25 protein-coding genes are annotated in these 23,114 nt (G+C 68.3%); 20 read left to right on the forward strand and 5 right to left on the reverse strand.

Annotation, left to right across the window (positions count from 1 at the left end):
- Positions 1 to 23: 23 nt before the first annotated feature.
- Together QRD43_RS13355 and QRD43_RS13360 are read right to left on the reverse strand one after the other, a co-directional pair.
- Positions 24 to 803: an SAM-dependent methyltransferase gene (locus tag QRD43_RS13355; protein ID WP_285982964.1), complete on the reverse strand. Its 780-nt coding sequence runs from the start codon at positions 801 to 803 to the stop codon at positions 24 to 26.
- Positions 800 to 1,438, reverse strand: coding sequence for a Maf family nucleotide pyrophosphatase (locus QRD43_RS13360; protein WP_285982965.1), 639 nt, complete (start codon positions 1,436 to 1,438; stop codon positions 800 to 802). Before QRD43_RS13360 ends, QRD43_RS13355 begins: the two co-directional genes overlap by 4 nt.
- A gap of 69 nt (positions 1,439 to 1,507) precedes the next feature.
- Between QRD43_RS13360 and QRD43_RS13365 the strand changes: the two genes are divergently transcribed.
- From QRD43_RS13365 to nagZ, 20 genes are all read left to right on the forward strand, one after another.
- A complete protein-coding gene (locus tag QRD43_RS13365; protein WP_285982966.1) occupies positions 1,508 to 2,068 on the forward strand; it encodes a YceD family protein in 561 nt (186 codons plus the stop codon).
- Between the two features lie 322 nt (positions 2,069 to 2,390).
- Entirely contained in the window at positions 2,391 to 2,573 is a 183-nt protein-coding gene (rpmF, locus tag QRD43_RS13370) for a 50S ribosomal protein L32 (protein WP_183103007.1), read from the forward strand.
- Between the two features lie 228 nt (positions 2,574 to 2,801).
- Entirely contained in the window at positions 2,802 to 3,947 is a 1,146-nt protein-coding gene (plsX, locus tag QRD43_RS13375) for a phosphate acyltransferase PlsX (protein WP_285982967.1), read from the forward strand.
- A complete protein-coding gene (locus QRD43_RS13380) occupies positions 3,944 to 4,945 on the forward strand; it encodes a beta-ketoacyl-ACP synthase III (protein ID WP_285982968.1) in 1,002 nt (333 codons plus the stop codon). Before plsX ends, QRD43_RS13380 begins: the two co-directional genes overlap by 4 nt.
- Before the next feature lie 35 nt (positions 4,946 to 4,980).
- Positions 4,981 to 5,922, forward strand: coding sequence for an ACP S-malonyltransferase (gene fabD / locus QRD43_RS13385; protein WP_285982969.1), 942 nt, complete (start codon positions 4,981 to 4,983; stop codon positions 5,920 to 5,922).
- Positions 5,923 to 5,951: 29 nt separating this feature from the next.
- A complete protein-coding gene (gene fabG / locus QRD43_RS13390; RefSeq protein WP_285982970.1) occupies positions 5,952 to 6,695 on the forward strand; it encodes a 3-oxoacyl-ACP reductase FabG in 744 nt (247 codons plus the stop codon).
- A 196-nt stretch (positions 6,696 to 6,891) separates the two neighbouring features.
- A complete protein-coding gene (gene acpP / locus QRD43_RS13395; RefSeq protein ID WP_183103012.1) occupies positions 6,892 to 7,131 on the forward strand; it encodes an acyl carrier protein in 240 nt (79 codons plus the stop codon).
- A 95-nt stretch (positions 7,132 to 7,226) separates the two neighbouring features.
- Positions 7,227 to 8,471, forward strand: a complete 1,245-nt coding sequence (fabF, locus tag QRD43_RS13400; protein ID WP_285982971.1) for a beta-ketoacyl-ACP synthase II — start codon at positions 7,227 to 7,229, stop codon at positions 8,469 to 8,471.
- A gap of 26 nt (positions 8,472 to 8,497) precedes the next feature.
- Positions 8,498 to 9,019, forward strand: a complete 522-nt coding sequence (locus QRD43_RS13405) for a hypothetical protein (protein ID WP_285982972.1) — start codon at positions 8,498 to 8,500, stop codon at positions 9,017 to 9,019.
- Between the two features lie 184 nt (positions 9,020 to 9,203).
- The gene (locus QRD43_RS13410; RefSeq protein WP_285982973.1) at positions 9,204 to 10,661 is read left to right on the forward strand and encodes a DegQ family serine endoprotease; all 1,458 of its coding nucleotides are present in this window, start codon (positions 9,204 to 9,206) and stop codon (positions 10,659 to 10,661) included.
- 597 nt (positions 10,662 to 11,258) lie between these two features.
- Positions 11,259 to 13,067, forward strand: coding sequence for a translation elongation factor 4 (gene lepA, locus QRD43_RS13415; RefSeq protein ID WP_285982974.1), 1,809 nt, complete (start codon positions 11,259 to 11,261; stop codon positions 13,065 to 13,067).
- An 11-nt stretch (positions 13,068 to 13,078) separates the two neighbouring features.
- A complete protein-coding gene (lepB, locus tag QRD43_RS13420; protein WP_285982975.1) occupies positions 13,079 to 14,053 on the forward strand; it encodes a signal peptidase I in 975 nt (324 codons plus the stop codon).
- Between the two features lie 46 nt (positions 14,054 to 14,099).
- Positions 14,100 to 14,459: a DUF4845 domain-containing protein gene (locus QRD43_RS13425; RefSeq protein WP_285982976.1), complete on the forward strand. Its 360-nt coding sequence runs from the start codon at positions 14,100 to 14,102 to the stop codon at positions 14,457 to 14,459.
- A 28-nt stretch (positions 14,460 to 14,487) separates the two neighbouring features.
- A complete protein-coding gene (gene rnc / locus QRD43_RS13430; protein WP_285982977.1) occupies positions 14,488 to 15,192 on the forward strand; it encodes a ribonuclease III in 705 nt (234 codons plus the stop codon).
- A 64-nt stretch (positions 15,193 to 15,256) separates the two neighbouring features.
- A complete protein-coding gene (era, locus tag QRD43_RS13435; RefSeq protein WP_285982978.1) occupies positions 15,257 to 16,165 on the forward strand; it encodes a GTPase Era in 909 nt (302 codons plus the stop codon).
- 19 nt (positions 16,166 to 16,184) lie between these two features.
- A complete protein-coding gene (gene recO, locus QRD43_RS13440) occupies positions 16,185 to 16,964 on the forward strand; it encodes a DNA repair protein RecO (RefSeq protein WP_285982979.1) in 780 nt (259 codons plus the stop codon).
- 4 nt (positions 16,965 to 16,968) lie between these two features.
- Positions 16,969 to 17,751, forward strand: coding sequence for a pyridoxine 5'-phosphate synthase (locus QRD43_RS13445; RefSeq protein WP_285982980.1), 783 nt, complete (start codon positions 16,969 to 16,971; stop codon positions 17,749 to 17,751).
- A 33-nt stretch (positions 17,752 to 17,784) separates the two neighbouring features.
- Complete coding sequence (acpS, locus tag QRD43_RS13450; RefSeq protein WP_285982981.1) at positions 17,785 to 18,192, forward strand: holo-ACP synthase; 408 nt, start codon at positions 17,785 to 17,787, stop codon at positions 18,190 to 18,192.
- A complete protein-coding gene (locus QRD43_RS13455; protein ID WP_285982982.1) occupies positions 18,189 to 18,713 on the forward strand; it encodes a GrpB family protein in 525 nt (174 codons plus the stop codon). Before acpS ends, QRD43_RS13455 begins: the two co-directional genes overlap by 4 nt.
- A 16-nt stretch (positions 18,714 to 18,729) precedes the next feature.
- Complete coding sequence (gene nagZ, locus QRD43_RS13460; RefSeq protein WP_285983190.1) at positions 18,730 to 19,794, forward strand: beta-N-acetylhexosaminidase; 1,065 nt, start codon at positions 18,730 to 18,732, stop codon at positions 19,792 to 19,794.
- A gap of 84 nt (positions 19,795 to 19,878) precedes the next feature.
- Here nagZ and QRD43_RS13465 read toward each other — a convergent pair whose 3' ends face one another.
- The 3 genes from QRD43_RS13465 to QRD43_RS13475 all read right to left on the reverse strand — a co-directional run bounded on the left by QRD43_RS13465 (position 19,879) and on the right by QRD43_RS13475 (position 23,038).
- On the reverse strand, positions 19,879 to 20,952 hold the full coding sequence (locus tag QRD43_RS13465; protein ID WP_285982983.1) for a hypothetical protein: 1,074 nt from the start codon (positions 20,950 to 20,952) through the stop codon (positions 19,879 to 19,881).
- 36 nt (positions 20,953 to 20,988) lie between these two features.
- A complete protein-coding gene (locus tag QRD43_RS13470; protein WP_285982984.1) occupies positions 20,989 to 21,282 on the reverse strand; it encodes a hypothetical protein in 294 nt (97 codons plus the stop codon).
- A gap of 253 nt (positions 21,283 to 21,535) precedes the next feature.
- Positions 21,536 to 23,038 carry a POT-type proton-dependent oligopeptide transporter gene (locus QRD43_RS13475; protein WP_285983191.1) on the reverse strand — a complete coding sequence of 501 codons (1,503 nt, stop codon included), beginning with the start codon at positions 23,036 to 23,038 and terminating at the stop codon, positions 21,536 to 21,538.
- Positions 23,039 to 23,114 lie beyond the last annotated feature (76 nt).

A 23,114-nucleotide genomic window follows, 5' to 3' on the forward strand; every position in this document is an offset into this window, starting at 1 on the left:
GTCATGGGGCGATGGAAGCGCCGTCAGGCCAGCAGCCCGAAGACGGCCGGCACCTTGTCCGGCAGCGCCGGGCGCTTCTTGCGCCACTGGGCCACGGTCCCGCTGCAGCTGAAGCCCCGGGCGAGCGTGAGGCCGCAGCTGAGCGTGAGCCGCGTCTCCGGGCGCAACGCCGCCAGCAGCGCGTCCAGCAGGGCGTCGTTGCGGTAGGGGGTCTCGATCATGAGCTGGGTCTGCTGGAAGCGCTGCGAGAGCTGCTCCAGCTCCTTGAGGCGGGCCGCTCGCGCGCCGCTGTCCACCGGCAGGTAGCCCACGAAGGCGAAGCTCTGGCCGTTGAGGCCGCTGGCCGCCAGGGCCATCAGCAGGGACGACGGTCCGCTCAGCGGCAGCACCTCGATGCCGGCCTGGTGGGCCAGTGCGACGAGCCGTGCGCCGGGATCGGCCACGGCGGGCAGTCCGGCTTCGGAGATCAGGCCCACATCGTGACCGGCCAGCGCCGGCGCCAGCAAGGCCTGCCAGGCGGCGTCGTCGCCGGCCGCGGGCTTGCCGCCCTTGGGGGGGCGCGGCAGTTCCTGGATCTGCAGCTCCTGCAGCGGCCGGCTCAGCGGGTGCAGGGCATCGACCCGCTTGAGGAAGGCGCGCGTGGTCTTGGCGTTCTCGGCGGCCCAGTGCTGCAGGCCCGCGGCGCAGCGCAAGACCTCGTCGGGGATCACGTGGCGCAGGTCCACGGCCTCGCCCTCGAGGCCGAAGTCCAGCGTGTTGGGCATCAGGACCAGGCGTCCCCGGGCGGTGGCGGCGGCGCTCATGCGGCCCCCGCCGCGCTCAGCGCATTGAGGCCACCCTCGCGCAGCATGCGGGCGACGCGGATCAGCGGCAGACCGATCAGGGCCGTGGGGTCGTCGGAGTCGATGGCGTCGAGCAGGGCGATGCCCAAGCCTTCCGACTTCGCACTGCCGGCGCAGTCATATGGTTGCTCGGTGCGCAGGTAATGCTCGATCTCGGCGTCGCTCAGGCTGCGGAAGCGCACGGACACGGGGGCCAGGTCTTGCGCCTCGTAGCCGCTGGACTGGCAGACCACGGCCAGCGCGGTCTGGAACACCACGGTGCGGCCGCGCATGGCGCTCAGCTGGGCCACGGCCTTCTCGTGCGTGCCGGGCTTGCCGATGGGCTGACCGTCGAGGTCCGCGACCTGGTCGGAGCCGATCACCAGTGCCTGCGGGAAGCGGGCCGCCACCGCGCGGGCCTTGGCCAGGGCGAGCCGGCGGGCGAGGGCGGCCGGGGGCTCGCCGGGCATCGGGGTCTCGTCCACCTCGGGGGCGCAGACGGCGAAGGGCAGGTGCAGCCGCTGCAGCAGCTCGCGGCGGTAGCGGGAGGTCGAGCCGAGGATCAGGCGGGCCTGCTCGGGCGGGACGGGATTCAGGAGATCGGGCGTCGTGCTCATCCGCCGGATTGTCCCATCGCGCCTGCGCCTCCCGGCGGCGTGCGCGCCCGCGCTCGTACACTTGCGGGCATGAAACAGCGTCAATTCGATCCCCTGAAGCTCGACGTCGAGGCCTTCGCGCGCGACGGCGGGCAGCTCGACGGGGAATGGTCCATGGTCGATCTGCCCCGTCTGGCGGAAGCGGCCCCGCCCGAGTCTCCCGCCGCCACCTGGCCGCCGCTGCGCTGGTCCGTCCGCGGTGAGCGCGTCACGCCACGCGCCGCCGAGGCCCAGACCTGGCTGCATCTCGAGGCCGAGGCCACGGTGTCGCTGGTCTGCCAGCGCTGCCTGCAGGCCTATGCGCAGCCGCTGGCCTTCGCGCGTGGCCTGCGCTTCGTGCGTGACGAGGACCTCGCCGCGCAGCTGGATGCCGACAGCGATGACGACGTGCTGGCCATGACCCGCGCGCTGGACCTGCGCGAGCTCATCGAGGACGAGCTGCTGCTGGAGCTGCCCCTGGTGCCCCGCCACGAGGAATGCCCGGAGCCGCTGGTGCACGTCGATGACGAGCTGCCGGAGCCGGCGCAGGACGACAAGCCCAACCCGTTTGCCGCGCTCGCGGCGCTCAAGGGGAAGGGCTCCAAGCAGTAGCGCAGGCGCCGGCGGTGCCTGGCGCGGGCGATGGCGGGCATTTCTTCGGTCCGCATTTCCAATGCCCGGCAAGCCGTGCTAGAATCTCAGGCTTTCCCCGCTTTGCCATCAAAGGTGGCTGGCTCAGCGGATGCCCTTGGGCATCCGGCAGGCTTGCAATCATGGCGGCAAAGGACGGGATGCCGAGGCGTCGGTAGCGGGTACGCGCACGATTCACGCGATGGCAGGGCCTTGTTTTCAAGGGGCTGCCACGATTCGTGCTGGTGAGTGCCTGGACCCGCCGAGCAAGCCTCAAATCACCGAAGCCCCAGGAGAATTCACCATGGCCGTTCAGCAAAACAAGAAGTCGCCTTCCAAGCGTGGTATGCACCGTTCGCACAATGCCCTGACCAATCCGGGCACCGCTGTCGAGCCGACCACCGGCGAAGTGCATCTGCGTCACCACATCAGCCCCAACGGCTTCTATCGTGGTCGCAAGGTCCTGAAGACCAAGGCAGACGCCTGATTGATCTGCCGGGCGCCGTCAGGTGCCTCAGTCAATGACATGTCTGTGAAAAGCCCGGCTCGCTGCTTGATGCGTCGCCGGGCTTTTGTGCTTGAGCTCTCGCAATGAGGGGCTCGTTACAGGGTGTGTCCGCTTGCTCCTGTCACGGGGCTCGCGTAAGGTGCGCGGCTTGCGCAAGCAATGCCGACCGTGCGGTCGGCGATGCGCCCAGTTCCGGTCGGAAACCTGATGTCCTCTCCTGAATCGAATGCGCCTGTGCCCGCTTCCGGTCTGATCCGCCTGGCGGTCGACTGCATGGGCGGCGACCACGGCCCCAGCATCACGCTGCCGGCCTGCCGTGCCTTCCTGGCGGCCCACCCACAGGCCGCACTGCTGCTCGTGGGGCAGCCCGAGGCGCTGAAGGAGGCGCAGTCCTGGCCTCGCTGCGAGATCGTGGCGGCCAGCGAGGTCGTCACGATGGACGACCCCGTCGAGGTGGCGCTGCGACGCAAGAAGGATTCGTCCATGCGCGTCGCCATCCAGCAGCTGAAGGCGGTGGACGGCGCGTCGCCCCGCGCCCAGGCCTGCGTGTCCGCCGGCAACACCGGCGCGCTGATGGCGGTCTCGCGCTACCTGCTCAAGACGCTCGACGGCATCGACCGTCCGGCCATCGCCAGCGTCATGCCCAACCAGACCGGCGGCTTCACCACCATGCTGGACCTCGGGGCCAACGTGGACTGCAGCGCCGAGCATCTCCTGCAGTTCGCCGTGATGGGCAGCGCCCTGGTCAGCGCCGTGGAGGGCAAGCCCGAGCCGCGCGTGGGCCTGCTGAACATCGGCGAGGAGATGATCAAGGGCAACGAGACCATCAAGCGCGCCGGCGAGCTGCTGCGCGCTGCCGATGCCGCCGGCCAGATCCGCTTCTACGGCAACGTCGAGGGCAACGACATCTTCAAGGCGACGGTGGACGTGGTCGTCTGCGACGGCTTCGTGGGCAATGTGGCCCTCAAGACCGCGGAGGGCCTGGCCTCGATGATCTCCACCTTCATCCGCATGGAGTTCAGCCGCAATGTGCTGACGAAGCTGGTGGCGCTGGCGGCGCTGCCCATCCTGCAGCGGTTCAAGAGCCGCGTGGACCACCGGCGCCTCAACGGCGCGGCGCTGCTGGGGCTGCGGGGCCTGGTCTTCAAGAGCCATGGTTCGGCGGATGCTGTCGCCTTCGAGACAGCGCTGAACAGGGCGTATGATGCCGCCCGCAACCGGCTGCTCGACCGGGTACACGACCGCATCATCGCCACGCTGGGCCTTGACTCCAAGGCCATGCCCGCCACCGCGGACGCCGGCCAGGCGGCTGATGCAGGAGACAAGGCGGCTGCGGCCGCCCACGCTGCATGACTACAAGTTCCTCTCAGACCGCCCCGCGCTACTCCCGCATCCTCGGGACCGGCAGCTACCTCCCCGAACAGCGACTGACCAACGCCGACCTGGCCGCCCAGCTGGCGCGTGACGGCGTCGAGACGTCCGACGAGTGGATCGTCGAGCGCACCGGCATCCGCGCCCGCCATTTCGCGGCGCCAGACCAGACCTCCAGCGACCTCGCCCTGCCGGCGGCCCGCGCGGCCCTGGAGGCGGCCGGCGTCGCGGCGGAGGAGATCGACCTCATCATCGTCGCCACGTCCACGCCGGACATGGTCTTCCCCTCGACGGCCTGCCTGCTTCAGCAGAAGCTGGGCATCGCCGGCTGTGCCGCCTTCGACGTCCAGGCCGTGTGCTCCGGCTTCGTCTATGGCCTGACCGTGGCGGACGCCATGATCAAGAGCGGCGCGGCGAGCAAGGCGCTGGTGATCGGCGCCGAGACCTTCTCGCGCATCCTCGATTTCAAGGACCGCACGACCTGCGTGCTGTTCGGTGACGGCGCCGGCGCCGTGGTGCTGGGCGCCAGCGAGACGCCCGGCCTCCTCGCCAGCCAGTTGCACGCCGATGGCCGCCACGTGGACATCCTCTGCACCCCCGGCACCGTCTCCGGCGGCCAGGTGCTCGGCCATCCGCTGCTGAAGATGGACGGCCAGGCCGTGTTCAAGCTGGCCGTGGGCGTGCTGGAGAAGGTCGCCCGCGCCGTGCTCGAGAAGGCCGGCAAGACCGATGCCGACATCGACTGGCTGATTCCCCACCAGGCCAATATCCGCATCATGCAGGGGACTGCCAAGAAACTGAAACTGCCGCTTGAGAAACTGGTGGTGACGGTGGATCAGCATGGCAACACCTCGGCCGCGTCGATCCCGCTGGCCCTGGATGCCGCCGTCCGTTCGGGCCAGATCAAGAAGGGCGACACCGTCATGCTGGAAGGCGTGGGCGGTGGCTTCACCTGGGGCGCGGTCCTGCTGGACCTCTGAATCCCCGCTCCACTGCACAAGAAAGAGACGAGACGATGAGCGCGAGCTTTGCATTCGTGTTTCCCGGCCAGGGGTCGCAGACCGTGGGCATGCTGGATGCCTGGGGCGATCACCCTGAAGTGCGCCGCACCCTCGAGGAGGCGTCCTCGGCCCTGGGCGAGGACGTCGCCGGCCTGATTAAGAACGGTCCCAAGGAACAGCTGGACCTGACCACGAACACCCAGCCCGTGATGCTGACCGCCGGCATCGCCTGCTACCGCGCCTGGCTGGCCGAGACCGGCCTGAAGCCTGCTGTCGTGGCGGGCCATTCGCTGGGGGAGTACAGCGCCCTGGTCGCCGCCGAGGCCCTGAGCCTGGCCGATGCCCTGCCGCTGGTGCGCTTCCGCGCGCAGGCCATGCAGGACGCCGTGCCGGTGGGTGTCGGCGCCATGGCGGCCATCCTGGGCCTGGACGCCGCCGCCGTGCGCGAGGGCTGTGCCGCTGCGGCTGCGGCCGTGGGTGAGCCCGTCGAGGCCGTGAACTTCAACGACCCCAAGCAGACCGTCATCGCCGGCACCAAGGCCGGCGTGGACAAGGCCTGCGAGGTGCTCAAGGCGGCCGGTGCCAAGCGCGCGCTGCCGCTGGCCGTCTCGGCCCCGTTCCATTCCAGCCTGATGAAGCCGGCCGCCGACCGTCTGCGCGAGCGCCTGGCCGCCGTGGACTTCAAGCCCATGGCCATTCCCGTCATCAACAACATCGACGTGGGCATCAGTGCAGATGCTGACGCGCTGCGCGATGCCCTGTACCGTCAGGCCTTCGGCCCGGTGCGCTGGGTGGAGATCGTGCAGGCCATCAAGGCGCGCGGCATCGGCCATGTGATCGAGTGCGGTCCGGGCAAGGTGCTGGCGGGCCTCGCCAAGCGCGTCGATGCCGAGATCCAGAGCGCCACGGTGCTCGACCCCGCCAGCCTGGCCGAAGCCCGCACCCTGCTGGGCTGAGCCCCACAAGTCAGACGAGATCCATCACCATGAGCGACACCATCAAGGGCCAGGTGGCCCTGGTCACCGGCGCCAGCCGCGGCATCGGCCGCGCCATCGCCCTGGCCCTGGCCGAGAAGGGCTACACCGTCATCGGCACGGCCACCAGCGAGTCCGGCGCTGCCGGCATCTCCGAGGCCCTGGCGCCCCTGGGCGGCCGCGGCATCGTCCTGAACGTCAATGACGCCGCCGCCTGCGACGCCGCCGTCGACGGCATCGTCAAGACGAATGGCGGCCTGCACGTCCTGGTCAACAACGCCGGCATCACCCGCGATACCCTCGCCATGCGCATGAAGGACGAGGACTGGGACGCGGTGATGGACACCAACCTCAAGGCCGTGTTCCGCATGAGCCGCGCCGTGATGCGCACGATGATGAAGGCGCGTTTCGGCCGCATCATCAGCATCACCTCGGTGGTGGGCGCCTCCGGCAATCCCGGTCAGGCCAACTATGCTGCCGCCAAGGCGGGCGTGGCCGGCATGACCCGTTCCCTGGCGCGCGAGCTGGGCAGCCGCGGCATCACCGTGAACTGCGTCGCCCCCGGCTTCATCGCCACCGACATGACCGAAGTCCTGCCCGAGGCCCAGAAGGCCGCGCTGCTGGGCCAGATTCCTGCCGGTCGCCTGGGTGAACCCCGGGAGATCGCCCATGCCGTCGCCTTCCTGGCGTCGCCCGAGGCCGCGTACATCACCGGCACCGAGCTGCACGTCAACGGCGGCATGTTCATGAACTGAGCGAGGCGGCCCTGGCCGCCTGGTATTGACCCTTTTGTGGCTGCGGACCTGCGGGTCGGCGGCCCACCGGATTCCCCCGGCCGGTGAAGGATCTTCTGAGTGCCCGGACACGCTCGTTCGGGGCCCCGCTAGGGGTGTCACTCTAGAAGCCTTAGAATCCCGGGTTGTTCCTTTGCAAACCCCTCTTGGAGGAGTCATGAGCGATATCGAAGCACGTGTCAAGAAAATCATCGCCGAGCAACTCGGCGTGCCCGAAGCCGATGTGAGCAACGAGAAGGCGTTCGTCGCCGATCTGGGCGCTGATTCTCTGGATACCGTGGAACTGGTGATGGCACTCGAAGACGAGTTCGGCATCGAGATCCCCGACGAAGAAGCCGAGAAGATCACCACCGTTCAGCTGGCGATCGACTACGCTGTCAAGAACCAGAAGGCCTAAGGGCTTCGGGGGCCAGCCGGCCCTCGGGTCTTCAGTCTTCCTGGCCGCAGGGCCTTCGGGCCCTGCGGTGTTTCCTCAAAGAATCTGCTGATCGCATGAGCCGTCGTCGCGTTGTCGTCACCGGTCTCGGCCTCATCAGCCCCGTGGGTAACACGGTGGCTGGAGGCTGGGCCAACATCCTGGCCGGTCAATCCGGCATTGATCGCATCACCCGTTTCGATGCCAGCAACTTCGCCTGCCAGTTCGCCGGTGAGGTCAAGGGCTTCGAAGTTGGCGACTACATGTCGACCAAGGAAGCGCGGACGATGGATCGCTTCATCCACTTCGGTCTGGCTGCATCCATCCAGGCCGTGCAGGATGCGGGCCTCCCGACCAACGATCAGCTGACCGAGGAGCAGGCCGAGCGCATCGGCGTGCTTGTCGGCTCGGGCATCGGCGGCCTGCCGATGATCGAGGAAACCCATGCCGAGCTGACGGCGCGCGGACCGCGCCGCATCTCGCCTTTCTTCGTGCCGGCCTCGATCATCAACATGATCTCCGGGCACGTCTCCATCAAGTACGGTTTCCAGGGTCCGAACCTGGGGATCGTCACGGCCTGCACCACGGGCCTGCACAGCATCGGTGAAGCCGGCCGTCTGATCGAGTACGGCGACGCCGACGTCATGATCGCCGGCGGTGCCGAGTCCACCGTGTCCCCGCTGGGCGTGGGTGGCTTTGCCGCCGCCCGTGCGCTCTCCACCCGCAACGACGATCCCAAGACGGCCTCGCGCCCCTGGGACAAGGACCGCGACGGCTTCGTGCTGGGCGAGGGTGCGGGCGTGCTGGTGCTCGAAGAGTACGAACACGCCAAGAAGCGCGGCGCGAAGATCTACTGCGAGCTGGCCGGCTTCGGCATGGGCGCGGACGCCTATCACATGACCGCCCCGAACGTGGACGGCCCGAAGCGCTCCATGCGCGCGGCGCTGCGCAATGCCGGCATCAATCCGGACCAGGTGCAGTACATGAACGCGCACGGCACCTCGACGCCGCTGGGTGACGTCAACGAGACCAACGCCACCAAGCTGGCCTTCGGCGACCACGCCAAGCAGCTGGTGATCTCCTCGACCAAGTCCATGACCGGCCACCTGCTGGGCGGCGCGGGCGGCATCGAGTCCGTGTTCACCGTGCTGGCCGTGCACCACCAGATCGCCCCGCCGACGATCAACCTCTTCAACCAGGATCCCGAGTGCGACCTGGACTACTGCGCCAATACGGCGCGTGAGATGAAGATCGAGTACGCCGCCAAGAACAACTTCGGTTTCGGCGGCACCAACGGCACGCTGATCTTCAAGCGCGCCTGACCGCGCGGCGGCACGTCGAGGCCGCCATGACCGCATCCCGACGCCGAGCGCCCGCCTTCCAGCTGGAAGTGCGGGCGCCTTTTCTTTGGCGCGCCCTGCATGGGGTCGTCTGGACGCTGGCGCTGGCCGCCGGTACGGCCGCCTTGGCCCTGCAGGTCGAGGCGATGGACGGGCGCGGTGCGGCCGTCGTCTGCGCGGGCGTGGCGGGGCTGCTGTGGCCGCTCCTGGCCGGGTGGGCCTGGCGGCATGCGGCGGGGTGCGCCTCCCAGCTGCTGTGGGACGGCGAGGGCTGGTCCCTGCGAGACGGTCCTGCCCGGCATGCCGCCCAAGAGGATGCCGACCGCCAGGCGGTGGAGGTGACCGTCTCCCTGGACCTGGGCGGCTTCCTGCTCCTGTGCTGCCGGCCCTTGGCGACCGAGGCAGGCGGCTCCCTCGTGACGGGAGCGGCTCGCTTCCTGCCCCTCTCGAGGCGCCATCATCCCGGCGCCTGGCTGCCGCTGCGCTGGGCCCTGTTCGCGGCCCGTCGCCCGCCGCCCGGCCTGGTCTGAGACCGCGTGGAGATGGCGCGGCATGACCTTCAGTCGCGCTGCCCGGCCATGGTCCCATACGCCTCTGCCGCGCAAGGATAGTTGATCCTCACCCATGGGCGCGCGAGGTCTTGCGAGGGCGTTGCACAATGGCGCCGAGCCTTGCGGCCTCACCCTTCATCCGCGGACCAGAGCCGAACTTCCTATGAACCAAGATTCCCTGCATCGCGGCGCCCGTCGCCGGCCTCTCCCTCAGTTGCTGGCCACGGCGACCTTGTGCCTGGGCCTGGGGCTCGCCCTGGCGCCCCTGCCCAGCGTGGCGCAGGCGCGCGAGCTGCCGGACTTCACTGAACTCGTCGAACGGGTGGGCCCGTCGGTGGTCAACATCAAGACGTCCGAGAAGGCCCGGCCCGCCGAGAACCCGGCCATGGACGAGCAGATGCAGGAGTTCCTGCGACGCTTCGGCATTCCCGTGCCGCGCCGGGGTGCGCCGCGCGGTGGGGACGACGAGGCCCCCACGCGTCGCGGCCTCGGCTCCGGCTTCATCCTGAGCGCGGATGGCTTCGTGATGACCAATGCCCATGTCGTGGACGGCGCCGACGAAGTGCTGGTCACGCTCACCGACAAGCGGGAGTTCAAGGCTCGGGTCATCGGCCTGGACAAGCGCACGGACGTGGCCGTGGTGAAGATCGAGGCGACGGGCCTGCCGCAGGTGCGCGTGGGCGACAGCAGCCGGCTCAAGGTGGGCGAGTGGGTGATGGCCATCGGCTCGCCGTTCGGCTTCGACAACAGCGTGACAGCCGGCATCGTCAGTGCCAAGCAGCGTGACACGGGCGACTTCCTCACCTTCATCCAGACCGACGTCGCCATCAACCCGGGCAATTCCGGCGGTCCGCTGCTGAACATGCGCGGTGAGGTCGTGGGCATCAATTCCCAGATCTACAGCCAGTCCGGTGGCTTCATGGGCATCTCGTTTGCCATCCCCATCGACGAGGCCATGCGTGTCTCCGAGCAGCTCCGCTCGGGCGGCCGGGTGCAGCGGGGCCGCATTGGCGTGGCCATCGCGGACCTGTCCAAGGACGTGGCCGAGGCCATCGGCCTGGGCAAGACCGCGGGCGCCCTGGTGCAGCGCATCGAGGCCGGCTCGCCGGCGGAGAAGGCCGGCATCGAGGGGGGCGACGTCATCACCAAGGTGGATGGCAAGGCGATCCAGAGCGCAGCCGAGTTGCGGCGCGCCATTGCGGCCATCAAGCCGGGCAGCAAGGCGACGGTGCAGGTGTTCCGGCGTGGCAGCACCAAGGACCTGACGGTGACGGTGGCCGAGCTGGAGGCGGACAAGCCCGCCAAGGCGGCTGAGCCCGAGACCAAGCCGGCGCCCGGTGCGGCGGCGGCGCTTGGCCTGAGCCTGTCTGAAATCAGCGAGGCCCAGCGCAAGGAGCTCAAGCTGCGGGGCGGGGTGCTGGTGGACGGCGTGGAGGGTGCTGCGGCCCGCGCGGGCCTGCGCGAAGGCGACATCATCCTGTCGGTGGACAACGTCGAGGTGTCCAGCATCAAGCAGCTGCAGACGCAGCTGGCCAAGCTGGAAAAGGCCAAGCTCATCAACCTGCTGGTGCGCCGTGGCGATGCCGTGAGCTTCGTGCTGGTGAAGCCGGCGGCCCGCTGACGAGGTCGGGCGGGCGCGCCGCCTGGGCCGCCCGAGCTCCGCGCCCGCGCCCGCGCCCGACCCGGGGTGGGCGCCGAGGGGGTCGAGCGTCAGGCGCGAGCGCGGCGGACTTCCCGGACAGCCCGGCGGGTCTTTTCATCTGGTGAAATATCCCCACGCCGATGGATGCCCGGTATCGAGGTTTGCGCTCGCTTACTTGGGCGGTGCCGGCGGGGATTGCCGTGCTTGTAGGATAGAATCCGACCGATCAAACGTTTGTTTGAGCGTGCTGTCCGCATGAGTGGCAAGGGCGCGCAAGCTGTCCCCAGGATGCCCACAGGAGCCTGTTGATAACTTGTGCATAGAAATCCTTGTTGGCGGGTCGCAACGGCCGGAAAGCCAATGACGGTGCGGTTTCCAGGCGGACGCTCGGCTACAATGGAAGCCCAACAAGCAGTTGCCATACGTTTTTGTTGGAAGGCGCGTCACCGTTTCGACGTGCCTTTTTTTTAGCCCCAGCACGGCGCTTGCGCGCCTCTTCCGTCGCCCCCGCGATCAGCGCTTGCGCAGCAGCGACACGGTCGCTGTGTCCACGGATCTGGCGCAGCAAAGAAAAGCATGAATCACATCCGCAATTTCTCCATCATCGCCCACATCGACCACGGCAAGAGCACGCTGGCGGACCGGATCATCCAGCGCTGCGGCGGCCTGTCGGACCGCGAGATGGAAGCGCAGGTCCTGGACTCGATGGACATCGAGCGCGAGCGTGGCATCACCATCAAGGCACAGACGGCCGCGCTGAAGTACAAGGCCCGTGACGGCCAGGTCTACAACCTCAACCTGATCGACACCCCGGGGCACGTGGACTTCTCCTACGAGGTGAGCCGCTCGCTGTCCGCCTGCGAAGGTGCGCTGCTGGTGGTGGATGCGTCGCAGGGCGTGGAAGCCCAGACCGTGGCCAATTGCTACACCGCGCTGGAGCTCGGCGTGGAAGTCGTGCCCGTCCTGAACAAGATGGACCTGCCGCAGGCCGACCCGGACCGCGCCAAGGCCGAGATCGAGGACGTGATCGGCATCGACGCCACCGACGGCATTCCCTGCTCTGCCAAGACCGGCATGGGCATCGACGACATCCTCGAGGCCGTGATCACCCGCATGCCGCCGCCCCAGGGCCTCGTGGAAGCGCCGCTGCGCGCCATGATCATCGACTCGTGGTTCGACAACTACGTGGGCGTGGTGATGCTGGTCCGCGTGGTGGACGGCACGCTGAAGAAGGGCGAGCGCATCCGCATGATGGCGACCAACGCCGTCTATCCGGCCGACCAGCTGGGCGTGTTCACGCCCAAGAGCGAGTCGCGTGACCAACTCAATGCGGGCGAGGTGGGCTTCATCATCGCTGGCATCAAGGAGCTGGCCGCCGCCAAGGTGGGTGACACCATCACGCTGGAGAAGAAGCTCCCGAACAACCTTGGCCCCGCCGAGTCGGCCCTGCCGGGCTTCAAGGAAATCCAGCCGCAGGTGTTCGCCGGTCTGTACCCGACGGAAGCCAGCGAGTACGACCAGCTGCGCGACGCCCTCGAGAAGCTCAAGCTCAACGACGCGTCGCTGCGCTTCGAGCCCGAAGTCTCTCAGGCCCTGGGCTTCGGCTTCCGCTGCGGCTTCCTCGGCCTGCTGCACATGGAAATCGTGCAGGAACGCCTGGAGCGCGAGTTCGACCAGGACCTGATCACCACGGCCCCGAGCGTGGTCTACGAGGTGCAGCTGGGCGACGGCGAGGTCATCGAGGTCGAGAACCCCTCCAAGATGCCTGAGATCGGCAAGATCCAGGAGATCCGCGAGCCGATCGTGACGGTGCACCTGTACATGCCGCAGGAATACGTGGGCCCGGTGATGACGCTCGCCAACGTGAAGCGCGGCGTGCAGATCAACATGGCCTACCACGGCCGCCAGGTCATGCTGACCTACGAGATCCCGCTGGCCGAGATCGTGCTGGACTTCTTCGACAAGCTGAAGTCCGTGTCGCGCGGCTATGCCTCCATGGACTACGAGTTCAAGGAGTACCGCGCCTCCGACGTCGTCAAGGTCGACATGCTGATCAACAGCGACCGCATCGATGCGCTCTCGCTGATCGTGCACCGCAGCCAGAGCCAGTACCGGGGCCGCCAGGTCTGCGCCAAGATGCGCGAGATCATCCCGCGCCAGATGTATGACGTCTCGCTGCAGGCCGCCATCGGCGCCAAGATCATCGCCCGCGAGGACATCAAGGCGCTGCGCAAGAACGTGCTGGCAAAATGCTACGGCGGCGACATCACCCGCAAGCGCAAGCTGCTGGAAAAGCAGAAGGCGGGCAAGAAGCGCATGAAGCAGATCGGCAGCGTGGAGGTGCCGCAAGAGGCCTTCCTGGCCATCCTCCAAGTCGAAGACTGAACCACATCCACATGAGTGCACTGACCGGGATTCTGTTCGCGGCCCTGATCGTCTATGGCGGCGGCTGGTATGCGGGGCAATGGACGGGGAACTTCTCCCTGCTGCTGCTGATCCTCACCGTGGTGACCGGCCTGTACTGGCTGGCCGAGCGTTTCCACTTCGCCCCGGCCCGCGAGAAGGCGGCCCAGGCGCTGGAAGTGGCCGACCTCAAGCGCCGCGAGTCGCTGGCCGCCCAGGGCATCGCCCGCGTCGACGGTGACATCATCGCCGCCAAGGAAGAGGTCCTGCGCCAGCCCTGGTGGATGGACTGGACGGCCGGCCTGTTCCCGGTGATCGTCATCGTGTTCGTGCTGCGGTCCTTCCTGTTCGAGCCCTTCAAGATCCCGTCCGGCTCCATGGTGCCGACGCTTCTCGTGGGCGACCTGATCCTGGTGAACAAGTTCCATTACGGCATCCGCCTGCCGGTGATCAACAAGAAGATCATCAGCAACCACGACGTGCAGCGGGGCGACGTCATGGTCTTCCGCTACCCGGAGGACCCGCGCATGGACTTCATCAAGCGCGTCGTCGGCCTGCCGGGCGACGAGGTGAGCTACCGCAATCAGCACCTGTACCTCAACGGCAAGCTGGTCGACGTCAAGGCCGTGGACGCCTACTACGACGAAGACAGCATGCAGATGCGCAGCCGCTACGAAGAGCAGCTGGGCGACAAGCCGCACAAGCTGCTGGTGGACATGAACCGCCAGCAGTTCTTCCGCCCCGATCGCAAGGACGGCCCCTTCCCCTTCCAGGACCAGTGCACCTACAACGGTGAGGGCTTGACTTGCAAGGTGCCCGCGGGACACTACTTCATGCTGGGAGACAACCGGGACAATTCCCGCGACTCCCGTTTCTGGGGTTTTGTGCCGGACGAGAACATCGTCGGCAAGGCCTTCATGGTCTGGATGAACTTCAGCAATCCCAAGCGTGTTGGATTCTTTGATTGAGCCGCCCATGGATACTGCGGCACTTTCTGTTCAGCGAGGAGAGGCAATGAGGCGTGCGCACCGTCGCCAGGCTGGCATCAGCTTGTTGGGTCTGCTGTTCTGGGCCGTGGTTCTGTCCTTCACGGGCCTCGTGGCGGCCCGCACCATCCCGACCGTGATGGAGTACTACACCATCCAGCACGCCGTGGACAAGATCGCGCGCGGCAACCCGGCCACCGTGCCGCTGGCACGGGCGGAGTTCGACCGCATCAAGCAGGTCGAGTACTCCATCACCAGCATCGGCCCGCAGGACCTCATCATCACCAAGGAAGACGAGCGCGTCCGCATCAGCTTCGCCTACGACAAGCAGGTGGACCTCTTCGGCCCGGTGTCGCTGGTGATCAAGTACGAGGGGCAGTCTCACTGAGACCCGTGCCGAGACAGGTGCCTGCGCCATGAGCCACCCCCTGGACGCCCTGCAGACGCGGCTGGGCTACCAATTCAAGAACAGCGGGCTGCTGCAGCGGGCCGTGACCCACCGCAGCTTCGGCGCGGACCACAACGAGCGCCTGGAGTTCCTCGGCGACGCCGTCCTGAGCCTGGCGGTGTCCAGCCTGCTGTACGAGCGCTACGCCGGGTCCGACGAGGGCGACCTCACCCGCATCCGCGCCCATCTCGTGCGCGAGGAAAGCCTGCACAAGCTGGCGCTGGGCCTGGGCCTGCCCCAGGTGCTGCGCATGAGCGAAGGCGAGGCCCGGGGCGGCGGCGCCCAGCGGGCGTCCATCCTGGCCGATGCCACCGAGGCGATCATCGGGGCGGCCTTCGAGGATGGCGGCTATCCGGCCTCCCGCGAGATCGTGCGCCGCCTGCTGGGCGAGCTGATCAACACCTCGGCCAGCGACACCTGGGCGAAGGACGCCAAGACGGCGCTGCAGGAATGGCTGCAGGCCCGCCGGCTGGCCGTCCCCAGCTACCGCATCACCGAGACCCGAGGCCAGGCCCACAACCAGACCTTCGAGGTCGAGTGTGCGGTGCCGGCCCTGGCCATGAGCAAGCGCGGCGAAGGCCGCTCCCGCCGTGTCGCCGAGCAAGATGCCGCCAAGCGTATGCTTGAGGATCTGCTGGCGCGCGACAAGCCCGGTTCCGCGCTCTCGTCCTGACGGGACGGGAGCCGCACCGGGCCATGCATTCGCGCCATCCACAGGCGCTCCAAAGGTCACTGACATGAACGACACCGCGCCCGAGTCCGGGCTGCCGCAACGCTGCGGCCTCATCGCCATCGTGGGCCGCCCCAATGTGGGCAAGTCCACGCTGCTGAACGCCCTCGTGGGCCAGAAGGTGAGCATCACCTCGGACAAGGCCCAGACCACGCGCCACCGCATCACCGGCGTGCGCACGATGGACGAGGCGCAGTTCGTGTTCGTCGACACCCCCGGTTTCCAGACCAAGCACAACGCGGCGCTGAACCGCAACCTGAACCGCACCGTGCACGGCGTGCTGGCGGACGTGGACCTGGTGCTGTTCGTGGTCGAGGCCGGCCGTTTCGGCCTGGACGACGCCAAGGTGCTGGCCCTGCTGCCCGAGAACAAGCCCGTGGTGCTGGTCGCCAACAAGCTCGACGCCGTGCACCGCCGCGCCGAACTGGCGCCGTGGCTCAAGGGCATGGCCGAGCGCCGCAATTTCGCCGAGTTCGTGCCGCTGTCGGCCCGCAAGGAGGCCGACGTCACCCGGCTCTTCAAGATCCTGAAGCCCTACCTGCCTGAGCAGGGCTGGTTCTATGACGAGGATGCGCTGACCGACCGCTCGGAGCGCTTCCTCGCCACCGAGATCATCCGCGAGAAGCTTTTCCGCCTCACCGGCGACGAGCTGCCCTACACGTCCACCGTCGTCATCGACAAGTGGGAAGACGAGGGCGAGCTGCGCCGCATCTCGGCCTCCATCGTGGTCGAGCGCGACGCGCACAAGGGCATGATCATCGGCCAGGGCGGCGAGCGCCTGAAGCGCATCGGGTCCGAGGCCCGGCAGGAGCTGGAGCACCTGATGGACGGCCGCGTGTTCCTGGAGCTGTGGGTCAAGGTCCGCTCCGGCTGGGCGGACAACGAAGAGCATCTGCGCACCTATGGCTACGAGTGAGTGGCCGCGGCGGCCCTGAATGGTCACCCGCGCCCCTCGGCTGCCCAGCACGCAGCCGGCCTTCGTGCTGCACCACTACGACTGGAGCGAGACCAGTCTCATCCTCGACCTCTTCACCCGCGAGCAGGGCCGGCTGGCCGTGGTCGCCAAAGGGGCGAAGCGGCCGTACTCCCAGCTGCGATCGGTGCTGCTGCCGTTCCAGCGCCTGCAGGTCGGCCTCAGCAAGCCCTCGCGTGACGAGCGCAGCGAGACCGAGGTCCAGACCCTGCGCACCGCCGAATGGGCTGGCGGCCACACGCTGCCGACCGGCGCGGCGCTCTTCGCCGGCTACTACCTCAATGAGCTGCTGCTGAAGCTGCTGGCGCGCCAGGATCCGCATCCCGGCATCTTCGACGCCTATGCGGCCACGCTGCCGCTGCTGCGCGAAGACGAAGACCAGCGCAGCCAGGCCGCGCTGCGCGCCTTCGAGCTGCGCCTGCTGGCCGATCTCGGCCTGCTCCCGGACCTGAGCGTGGTCACGCAGACGCAGCGGCCGCTGGATCCCGACCGTCTGTACATGCTGGGCCCCGAAACCGGCGTGAGCGTGCCGAGCCACGAGGCGCCGGCTTTCGGCGCCACGCAGCTGGTGCAGCTGCAGGCCGCGCTGCTGCATGGCTCGCAGGCCGCCCTGCAGCAGGCCTGTGCGGAGTGCCTGCCCGCGCTCAAGGGCTGCCTGCGCGGCCTGCTTCACTATCATCTGGGCCAGAAGCCGCTGCGCACGCGCGCCGTGATGCTGGATCTGCAAAAACTGCTGGACTGATGCCATGAATCCCCTCGTCGCTCCCGAAGCCCTGCGCCACGAAGGCCGCTGCGCGCTGTCTGTCAACGTCAACAAGGTGGCCCTGCTGCGCAACACCCGCCACCTGGGCATCCCCAGCGTGCGCCGCGCGGCGGAGCTCTGCCTGCAGGCCGGGGCCCAGGGCATCACCGTGCACCCGCGGCCGGACGCTCGGCACATCCGCACGGAGGACGTCCACGAGCTGGCTGCCCTGCTGAAGGACTGGCCGCAGGCCGAGTACAACATCGAGGGCAACCCGACGCAGAACCTCATGGACTTCGTGCGACAGGTCCGCCCGCACCAGGTCACCTTCGTGCCCGATGCCGAGGACCAGTTCACCTCCGACCACGGCTGGAATCTGCCCGCGGACGGCGAGCGCCTGCGCCCGCTGATCGAGGAATGCCAGGCGCTGGGGGTGCGTGTGAGCCTCTTCATGGACCCGATGCCGGCGGCCATGGCGCAGGTGGCGGCGCTGGGCGCCGACCGCATCGAGCTCTACACCGAGACCTTCGCGAGCGCCTTCGGCACGCCGCGCGAGGCCGAGGTGCTCGCCGGCTTCACCGCCACGGCCGAGGCCGCGCTGGCGCTGGGCCTGGGCATCAATGCCGGGCATGACCTGAATCGCCCCAATCTCACGGCCTTCCTCAAGGCGGTGCCGGGCGTGCTGGAGGTCTCCATCGGCCACGCCCTGATCGCCGATGCCCTGGAGCTGGGCTACGCCGAGACGGTGCGCGACTACCAGCGCAGCATCCAGCGCGCCTACGCCTGAGGCCGGCGGCGCGCCACGAAAGGACGCATCGACATGATCTACGGCATCGGCACGGACGTCTGCGACATCCGCCGCATCGCGGACACCCTCCAGCGGCGCGGGGAGCGCTTTGCCGAAAAGGTCCTCGGGCCGCATGAGATCGAGGTGTTCCGCGAGCGGCGCGCCCGCGTTGACGCGCGCGGCATCGCCTACCTGGCGACGCGCTTCTCGGCCAAGGAAGCCTTCTCCAAGGCCATCGGCCTGGGCCTGCGCATGCCCATGACGTGGCGGGACTGCGAGATCGTCAAGGCCGCCAGCGGCAAGCCGGAGATCCGCCTGCACGGCGAGTTGAAGGCATGGTTCGAGGCGAAGGGGCTGCAGGCCCATGTCAGCGTCAGCGACGAGACGGACTACGCCACCTCCTTCGTGGTCGTCGAGACCCGCGGAGCCGGCCCGGCATGAGCCCGGCGGTCCAGGTACTGTCCTACCAGGCCTCGTGGCCGGCGGCGTTCGAGGCCGAGGCCTCGCGCGTGACGCAGGCCCTGGGCGATGCCGGCGGCGCGCTGCACCACATCGGCAGCACCTCGGTGCCAGGTCTTGCCGCCAAGCCCATCATCGACATGCTGCTGGAGGTGCCCGACCTCGCGGCGCTGGACCGCCGCAGCGACGCGCTGCTCGCGCTGGGCTGGGAGGCCAAGGGCGAGTTCGGCCTGCCGGGGCGCCGCTACTTCCGCAAAACGGACGCCCGGGGGCAACGGACGCATCACCTGCACGCCTTCGAGGCGGGCAGCGCCGAGGCCCGGCGCCACCTGGCCTTTCGCGACTACCTGATCGCCCACCCGGACGTGAGGGCGGCCTATGGCACGCTCAAGCGCGCGCTCGCCGCCGCCCATCCCGAGGACATGGCCGCCTACATGGACGGCAAGGATCCCTTCATCAAGGACCACGAGGCCCGCGCGCTGCGCTGGGCCTCGCAACGATAGAAAGCGCCCCATGGACATGCTGCTCCACGCCCCCCTCATGCTGGACATCGCCGGCACCACGCTGCGCCCGCAGGAGCGCGAGCGCCTGAGCCATCCGCTCGTGGGCGGGCTGATCCTCTTCGCGCGGAACTTCGAGAGCCGCGCGCAGCTCACCGCGCTGTGCGGCGAGCTCAAGTCCCTGCGGCCCGATCTCGTCATCGCCGTGGACCAGGAAGGCGGCCGCGTGCAGCGCTTCCGCACGGACGGCTTCACGCCCTTGCCGGCCATGCGCCGCCTGGGCGAACTCTGGATGGCGGATGCCATGCGGGCCACGCAGGCGGCCACGGCGCTGGGCTATGTGATGGCGTCCGAGCTGCGGGCGTGCGGCGTGGACCTGAGCTTTGCCCCGGTGCTGGACCTGGACTATGGCGAGAGCTCGGTGATCGGCGACCGCAGCTTCCATCGGGATCCGCGCGTCGTGGGCCTGCTGGCCAAGAGCGTGGCGCAGGGGCAGCTGATTGCCGGCATGGGCGCCTGCGGCAAGCACTTCCCCGGCCACGGCTTCGTGAAGGCGGACTCGCATGTGGACGTGCCGGTGGACCGGCGCAGCCTCAAGGCCATCCTCGCCGAGGACGCCAAGCCCTTCGAGTGGCTGCACCTGAGCCTCGCCGCCGTGATGCCGGCGCACGTGATCTATCCGAAGGTCGATGTGCGCCCGGCGGGCTTCTCGCCGCGCTGGCTGCAGGAGATCCTGCGCGAGCGCCTGGGCTTTGCCGGCCTCGTCTTCAGCGACGACCTGGGCATGCGCGGCGCACGGGTGCTGGAGGGGCGTGAGATCGGCTTCGCCGAGGCGGCGATCACGGCTCTGCATGCCGGCTGCGACATCGCGCTGCTGTGCAACCAGTCGGTGGAAGAGGGCGGCCGCGTGCTGGACGAGGTCCTGCAGTCCCTGGAAGACGCGGCGCTGCAGGGCCGCTGGCAGCCCAGCATGGAAAGCGAGGGCCGCCGCCAGCGTCTGCTGTCGCAGCAGGCCCCGCTGAGCTGGGAGGAGCTGATGCACGAGCCGGGCTATCACCTGGCGCTGCAGCAGCTGAACTTCTAAGCCGCCGGCGCAGGGCGCCAGGGGCGGGCGGCGGTCGGGGCGGCGGTCGGGTGGTGCCCGGGCCGGCTCGCCCCGACGCCCGTCTTACTTCGCGGCCTTGGCCTTGTCGCCAGCGGACTTGGCGGTGGGCGATGCCGGAGTGGTCGCCGGCTTGCTGGCCGGCTTGCTGGTCGGCTTGGCCGGGCCAGCCGGGAGCGCCTTGCCCACGCCGGCCATGTCCATCTGCAGGTTCATCTGCATCGAGTGACCGTCGGGCATGGGCATGCGCATGTCCATGCGCAGGTCCAGGTCGGTGCGCTGCTGCAGGCGGTCCGCGAGGCGCAGTTGCAGGTGGCCCGTGCCGCTGCCCGTCATCACGAGCTGGAGCGAGGCGGGCGCCGGGGCGGCGTCGCCCGCCGCACTGGCGGCGCTGGCGGCGCTGGCGGCGGCTGCCGGCATCGGCAGGTCCAGTTTGAAGTCCATGGTGGCGCCGATGTCGAAGTAGGCCACGCCGGCCTCCACCTTCGTCAGCGTGTAGCGGGCGCTCATCTTGCCCGCGTTGCTGCCGCCGGGCAGGCTCGGCAGCGGCACGTTCATCTCCAGCGGCATCTCCACCGATTCACCGACGCGCAGCGGCGTGCCGTTCATCTGGGCAAGCGCGTCGAAGGTCTTGCGGAACACGCCCTCCATCATCTGCGGCGGCAGCTGCGCGGCGCCTTCGCCCGACAGCCGGATGTTCTCGTAACGGCCGTCGATGATGTCCGCGTTGAACTGCATGCTGGGCATGCGCTTGGCGGGCATGCCGGGCACCAGGTCGCCATCGCCCATGCGCATTTCCATCGTGCCGTACTCGATGCGGGCCGTCACCGGGATGTGGCCCTGGGCGTCCTTCTTGCCGGCCTGCAGACGCTGGCTCATCTGCAGCGTCATGGTCATGGGCATCTTGACCGCGCCCATCTTGGCGTTGATCTGCTGGATCTCCTCGTCGCTGGCCCCCTCGCGGGCCTTGAACTTCATGTCGGTGACCGCCTTGATGCGGAAGTCGTGCTGCTGCTGCGTACCGGGCAGCGGCATGAGGTTCATCGTGACGGGCGCATCGTCAGCGAGGGCGAGCGCGGGTGCCAGTGCGAGGGACAGGCAGGCGGCCGGCACGAGCCGGCGCAGGGGGGTGTGGGACATGGGGTCCTCCTCTGTGTTGTTAGGTGATGGGTGAGTTCAGGCGCCGTCGAGGCTGAGCGGGACGCTGGTGAGCGACACGCAGCGGTAGAAGAGCAGGAACAGCCAGGACGACATCATCACCAGGATGGCGGCGTCCAGGACCATGTTGTTCCCGGAGCGACCGATGGCCAGCAGACCCAGCACGCACGGCATCAGCGTCACGGCTTTGCCGGGGTGCTGGACACGGACGTGACCCTGGCAGTTCCCGCAGCTCAGCACCTGGCCTGGCTGCGCCAGAAGCACGTGCCAGATCCCGAGGGTCTTGGTGCGGCAGAGGGGGCAGGTGTACATGGGCTCTCCTTCGCGCCGCATCTTAGTGGCCCGATCTGTCAGCGGCCACGCCGATCGCATCCCCCTCAGGAGGTAGATGATCCTTATGCGTTCCTGTGGTGCGGCGACCTAGCGCGGGCGGCTGGCGGTGCGGCACAGGCATGAAAAAGCCGACCGGCGCACGGGACGCATCGGTCGGCTGATGTCGTACAGATGTGGTGGCCGACGTGGTGGCCGCCACACCCGGGCGCTCGGCCGTCAGGCCAAGGGCGCTTTACTTGCGGTAGTTGTCCAGCATGCGGTAGCCGCGCGCATACAGCCCGAACAGCAGGGCGGCGAGCAGCGCAAAGCCGGCGAAGAAGAACATCTGGAAGGCCGTGACGCTGGTGCCCGTGGCCTTGATGTAGGCCGTCACGCCTTCGCTCTTGACGCTGCTGTTGGCCAGCAGCACCCACAGGTTGCCGATGGTCACCGAGAGGTTCCAGAAGCTGGTGATCACGCCCTTCATCGGCAGCGGTGCCTGGCTGTAGGCGAACTCGAGGCCGGTGGCCGAGACGAGCACCTCGCCCAGCGTGAGGATGGCGTAGGGCAGGATCTGCCAGACGATGCTGACCGTGTGGCCGTCGTCCAGCCACAGCTGCAGGCCGCCCACGACGATCCAGGCCACGCCCGAGAGCGCGATGCCCGCGCCCATGCGGCGCAGTGCGGTGATGCGCAGGCCCATGCGCTCCAGCGTGGGGTAGAGCACCAGGTTGTTGAAGGGGATGAGGATCATCACCAGCGCCGGGTTCAGCGCCTGCATCATGGAGGACTGGAACCAGGCGGGCTTTGTCATCTGGTCGGCCTGCAGGATCCACGTCGAGGCCTTCTGGTCGAACAGGGACCAGAAGGGCGTGACCAGGGCGAAGAGCACCAGCAGGCGCAGCACGGCGCGCACGCCCTCGATGGCCTCGGGCGGGTGGGCGTCGGAGGCCTTGCCCAGCTGCAGTGCCGCGCCGGCACCGCCGAAGCCCATCAGCAGCACGAGGGCCAGGCAGAAGCTCGCCACGAAGCCGATCTGCTTCATCAGCACGAAGCTGCCCACCGCACCGACGACGCCGATCAGCGCGACGGCGAGGCCGGGGCCGCCGGTCTTCAGCGCGCTGATGACGACCTTCAGGAAGCTGTTCGGGTCATGGGCCACGGGCGGCGTGTGGATGTACTTCTTGCGGCCGCTCCAGAAGATCAGCGTGGCAATGCCCATCAGGATGCCCGGGATGCCGAAGGCGACGCTCGCGCCAAATTCCTTCAGGAAGATGGGCATCAGCAGCGAGGCGAAGAAGGAGCCGAAGTTGATGATCCAGTAGAAGGCGTCATAGACCTTCTGCGCGAGGCTGCGGTTGCTGCTGTCGAACTGGTCACCCACGAAGGAGCTCACGAGCGGCTTGATGCCGCCGGAGCCCAGGGAGATGAGGAAGAGGCCGGTGTAGAAGCCGGTGATGTTCTTCTCGAAGATGGCGAGGCAGGCGTGGCCGCAGCAATAGAGCAGGCTCAGCCAGAAGATGGTGTTGTACTTGCCGAAGAAGCGGTCGGCGATCCAGCCGCCGAGCAGCGGGAAGAAATAGACGCCGATCACGAAGGTGTGGAACACCTCCTTGGCCTCGGCCTTGCGCAGGTCTTCGGGGATGGCCATCAGCAGGCTGGTCATCAGGAAGACCGTCAGGATGTTGCGCATGCCGTAGAAGCTGAAGCGCTCGCATCCTTCGTTGCCGATGATGTAGGGAATCTGCGGCGGCATCTTGGGCGCCGCGGTGCTGGCAGTCTGGGTCACGGTGAGTCCTTGTGTCGGGCCGCGGGCGGGTCGCCCGCAGCTG

This window comes from Roseateles subflavus (genome assembly GCF_030285365.1).
Classification (GTDB): domain Bacteria; phylum Pseudomonadota; class Gammaproteobacteria; order Burkholderiales; family Burkholderiaceae_C; genus Roseateles_B; species Roseateles_B subflavus.

Coding starts and splice junctions, on each gene's coding strand:
- nagZ (WP_285983190.1), top strand. CDS start 18,730: ATGCTGCTCCACGCCCCCCTCATGCTGGACATCGCCGGCACCACGCTG.
- QRD43_RS13470 (WP_285982984.1), bottom strand. CDS start 21,282: ATGTACACCTGCCCCCTCTGCCGCACCAAGACCCTCGGGATCTGGCAC.
- fabD (WP_285982969.1), top strand. CDS start 4,981: ATGAGCGCGAGCTTTGCATTCGTGTTTCCCGGCCAGGGGTCGCAGACC.
- lepA (WP_285982974.1), top strand. CDS start 11,259: ATGAATCACATCCGCAATTTCTCCATCATCGCCCACATCGACCACGGC.
- QRD43_RS13445 (WP_285982980.1), top strand. CDS start 16,969: ATGAATCCCCTCGTCGCTCCCGAAGCCCTGCGCCACGAAGGCCGCTGC.
- QRD43_RS13365 (WP_285982966.1), top strand. CDS start 1,508: ATGAAACAGCGTCAATTCGATCCCCTGAAGCTCGACGTCGAGGCCTTC.
- acpS (WP_285982981.1), top strand. CDS start 17,785: ATGATCTACGGCATCGGCACGGACGTCTGCGACATCCGCCGCATCGCG.
- acpP (WP_183103012.1), top strand. CDS start 6,892: ATGAGCGATATCGAAGCACGTGTCAAGAAAATCATCGCCGAGCAACTC.
- plsX (WP_285982967.1), top strand. CDS start 2,802: ATGTCCTCTCCTGAATCGAATGCGCCTGTGCCCGCTTCCGGTCTGATC.
- QRD43_RS13475 (WP_285983191.1), bottom strand. CDS start 23,038: ATGCCGCCGCAGATTCCCTACATCATCGGCAACGAAGGATGCGAGCGC.
- QRD43_RS13425 (WP_285982976.1), top strand. CDS start 14,100: ATGAGGCGTGCGCACCGTCGCCAGGCTGGCATCAGCTTGTTGGGTCTG.
- QRD43_RS13405 (WP_285982972.1), top strand. CDS start 8,498: ATGACCGCATCCCGACGCCGAGCGCCCGCCTTCCAGCTGGAAGTGCGG.
- era (WP_285982978.1), top strand. CDS start 15,257: ATGAACGACACCGCGCCCGAGTCCGGGCTGCCGCAACGCTGCGGCCTC.
- rnc (WP_285982977.1), top strand. CDS start 14,488: ATGAGCCACCCCCTGGACGCCCTGCAGACGCGGCTGGGCTACCAATTC.
- QRD43_RS13380 (WP_285982968.1), top strand. CDS start 3,944: ATGACTACAAGTTCCTCTCAGACCGCCCCGCGCTACTCCCGCATCCTC.
- rpmF (WP_183103007.1), top strand. CDS start 2,391: ATGGCCGTTCAGCAAAACAAGAAGTCGCCTTCCAAGCGTGGTATGCAC.
- fabF (WP_285982971.1), top strand. CDS start 7,227: ATGAGCCGTCGTCGCGTTGTCGTCACCGGTCTCGGCCTCATCAGCCCC.
- QRD43_RS13455 (WP_285982982.1), top strand. CDS start 18,189: ATGAGCCCGGCGGTCCAGGTACTGTCCTACCAGGCCTCGTGGCCGGCG.
- QRD43_RS13465 (WP_285982983.1), bottom strand. CDS start 20,952: ATGTCCCACACCCCCCTGCGCCGGCTCGTGCCGGCCGCCTGCCTGTCC.
- QRD43_RS13355 (WP_285982964.1), bottom strand. CDS start 803: ATGAGCGCCGCCGCCACCGCCCGGGGACGCCTGGTCCTGATGCCCAAC.
- QRD43_RS13360 (WP_285982965.1), bottom strand. CDS start 1,438: ATGAGCACGACGCCCGATCTCCTGAATCCCGTCCCGCCCGAGCAGGCC.
- recO (WP_285982979.1), top strand. CDS start 16,185: ATGGTCACCCGCGCCCCTCGGCTGCCCAGCACGCAGCCGGCCTTCGTG.
- lepB (WP_285982975.1), top strand. CDS start 13,079: ATGAGTGCACTGACCGGGATTCTGTTCGCGGCCCTGATCGTCTATGGC.
- QRD43_RS13410 (WP_285982973.1), top strand. CDS start 9,204: ATGAACCAAGATTCCCTGCATCGCGGCGCCCGTCGCCGGCCTCTCCCT.
- fabG (WP_285982970.1), top strand. CDS start 5,952: ATGAGCGACACCATCAAGGGCCAGGTGGCCCTGGTCACCGGCGCCAGC.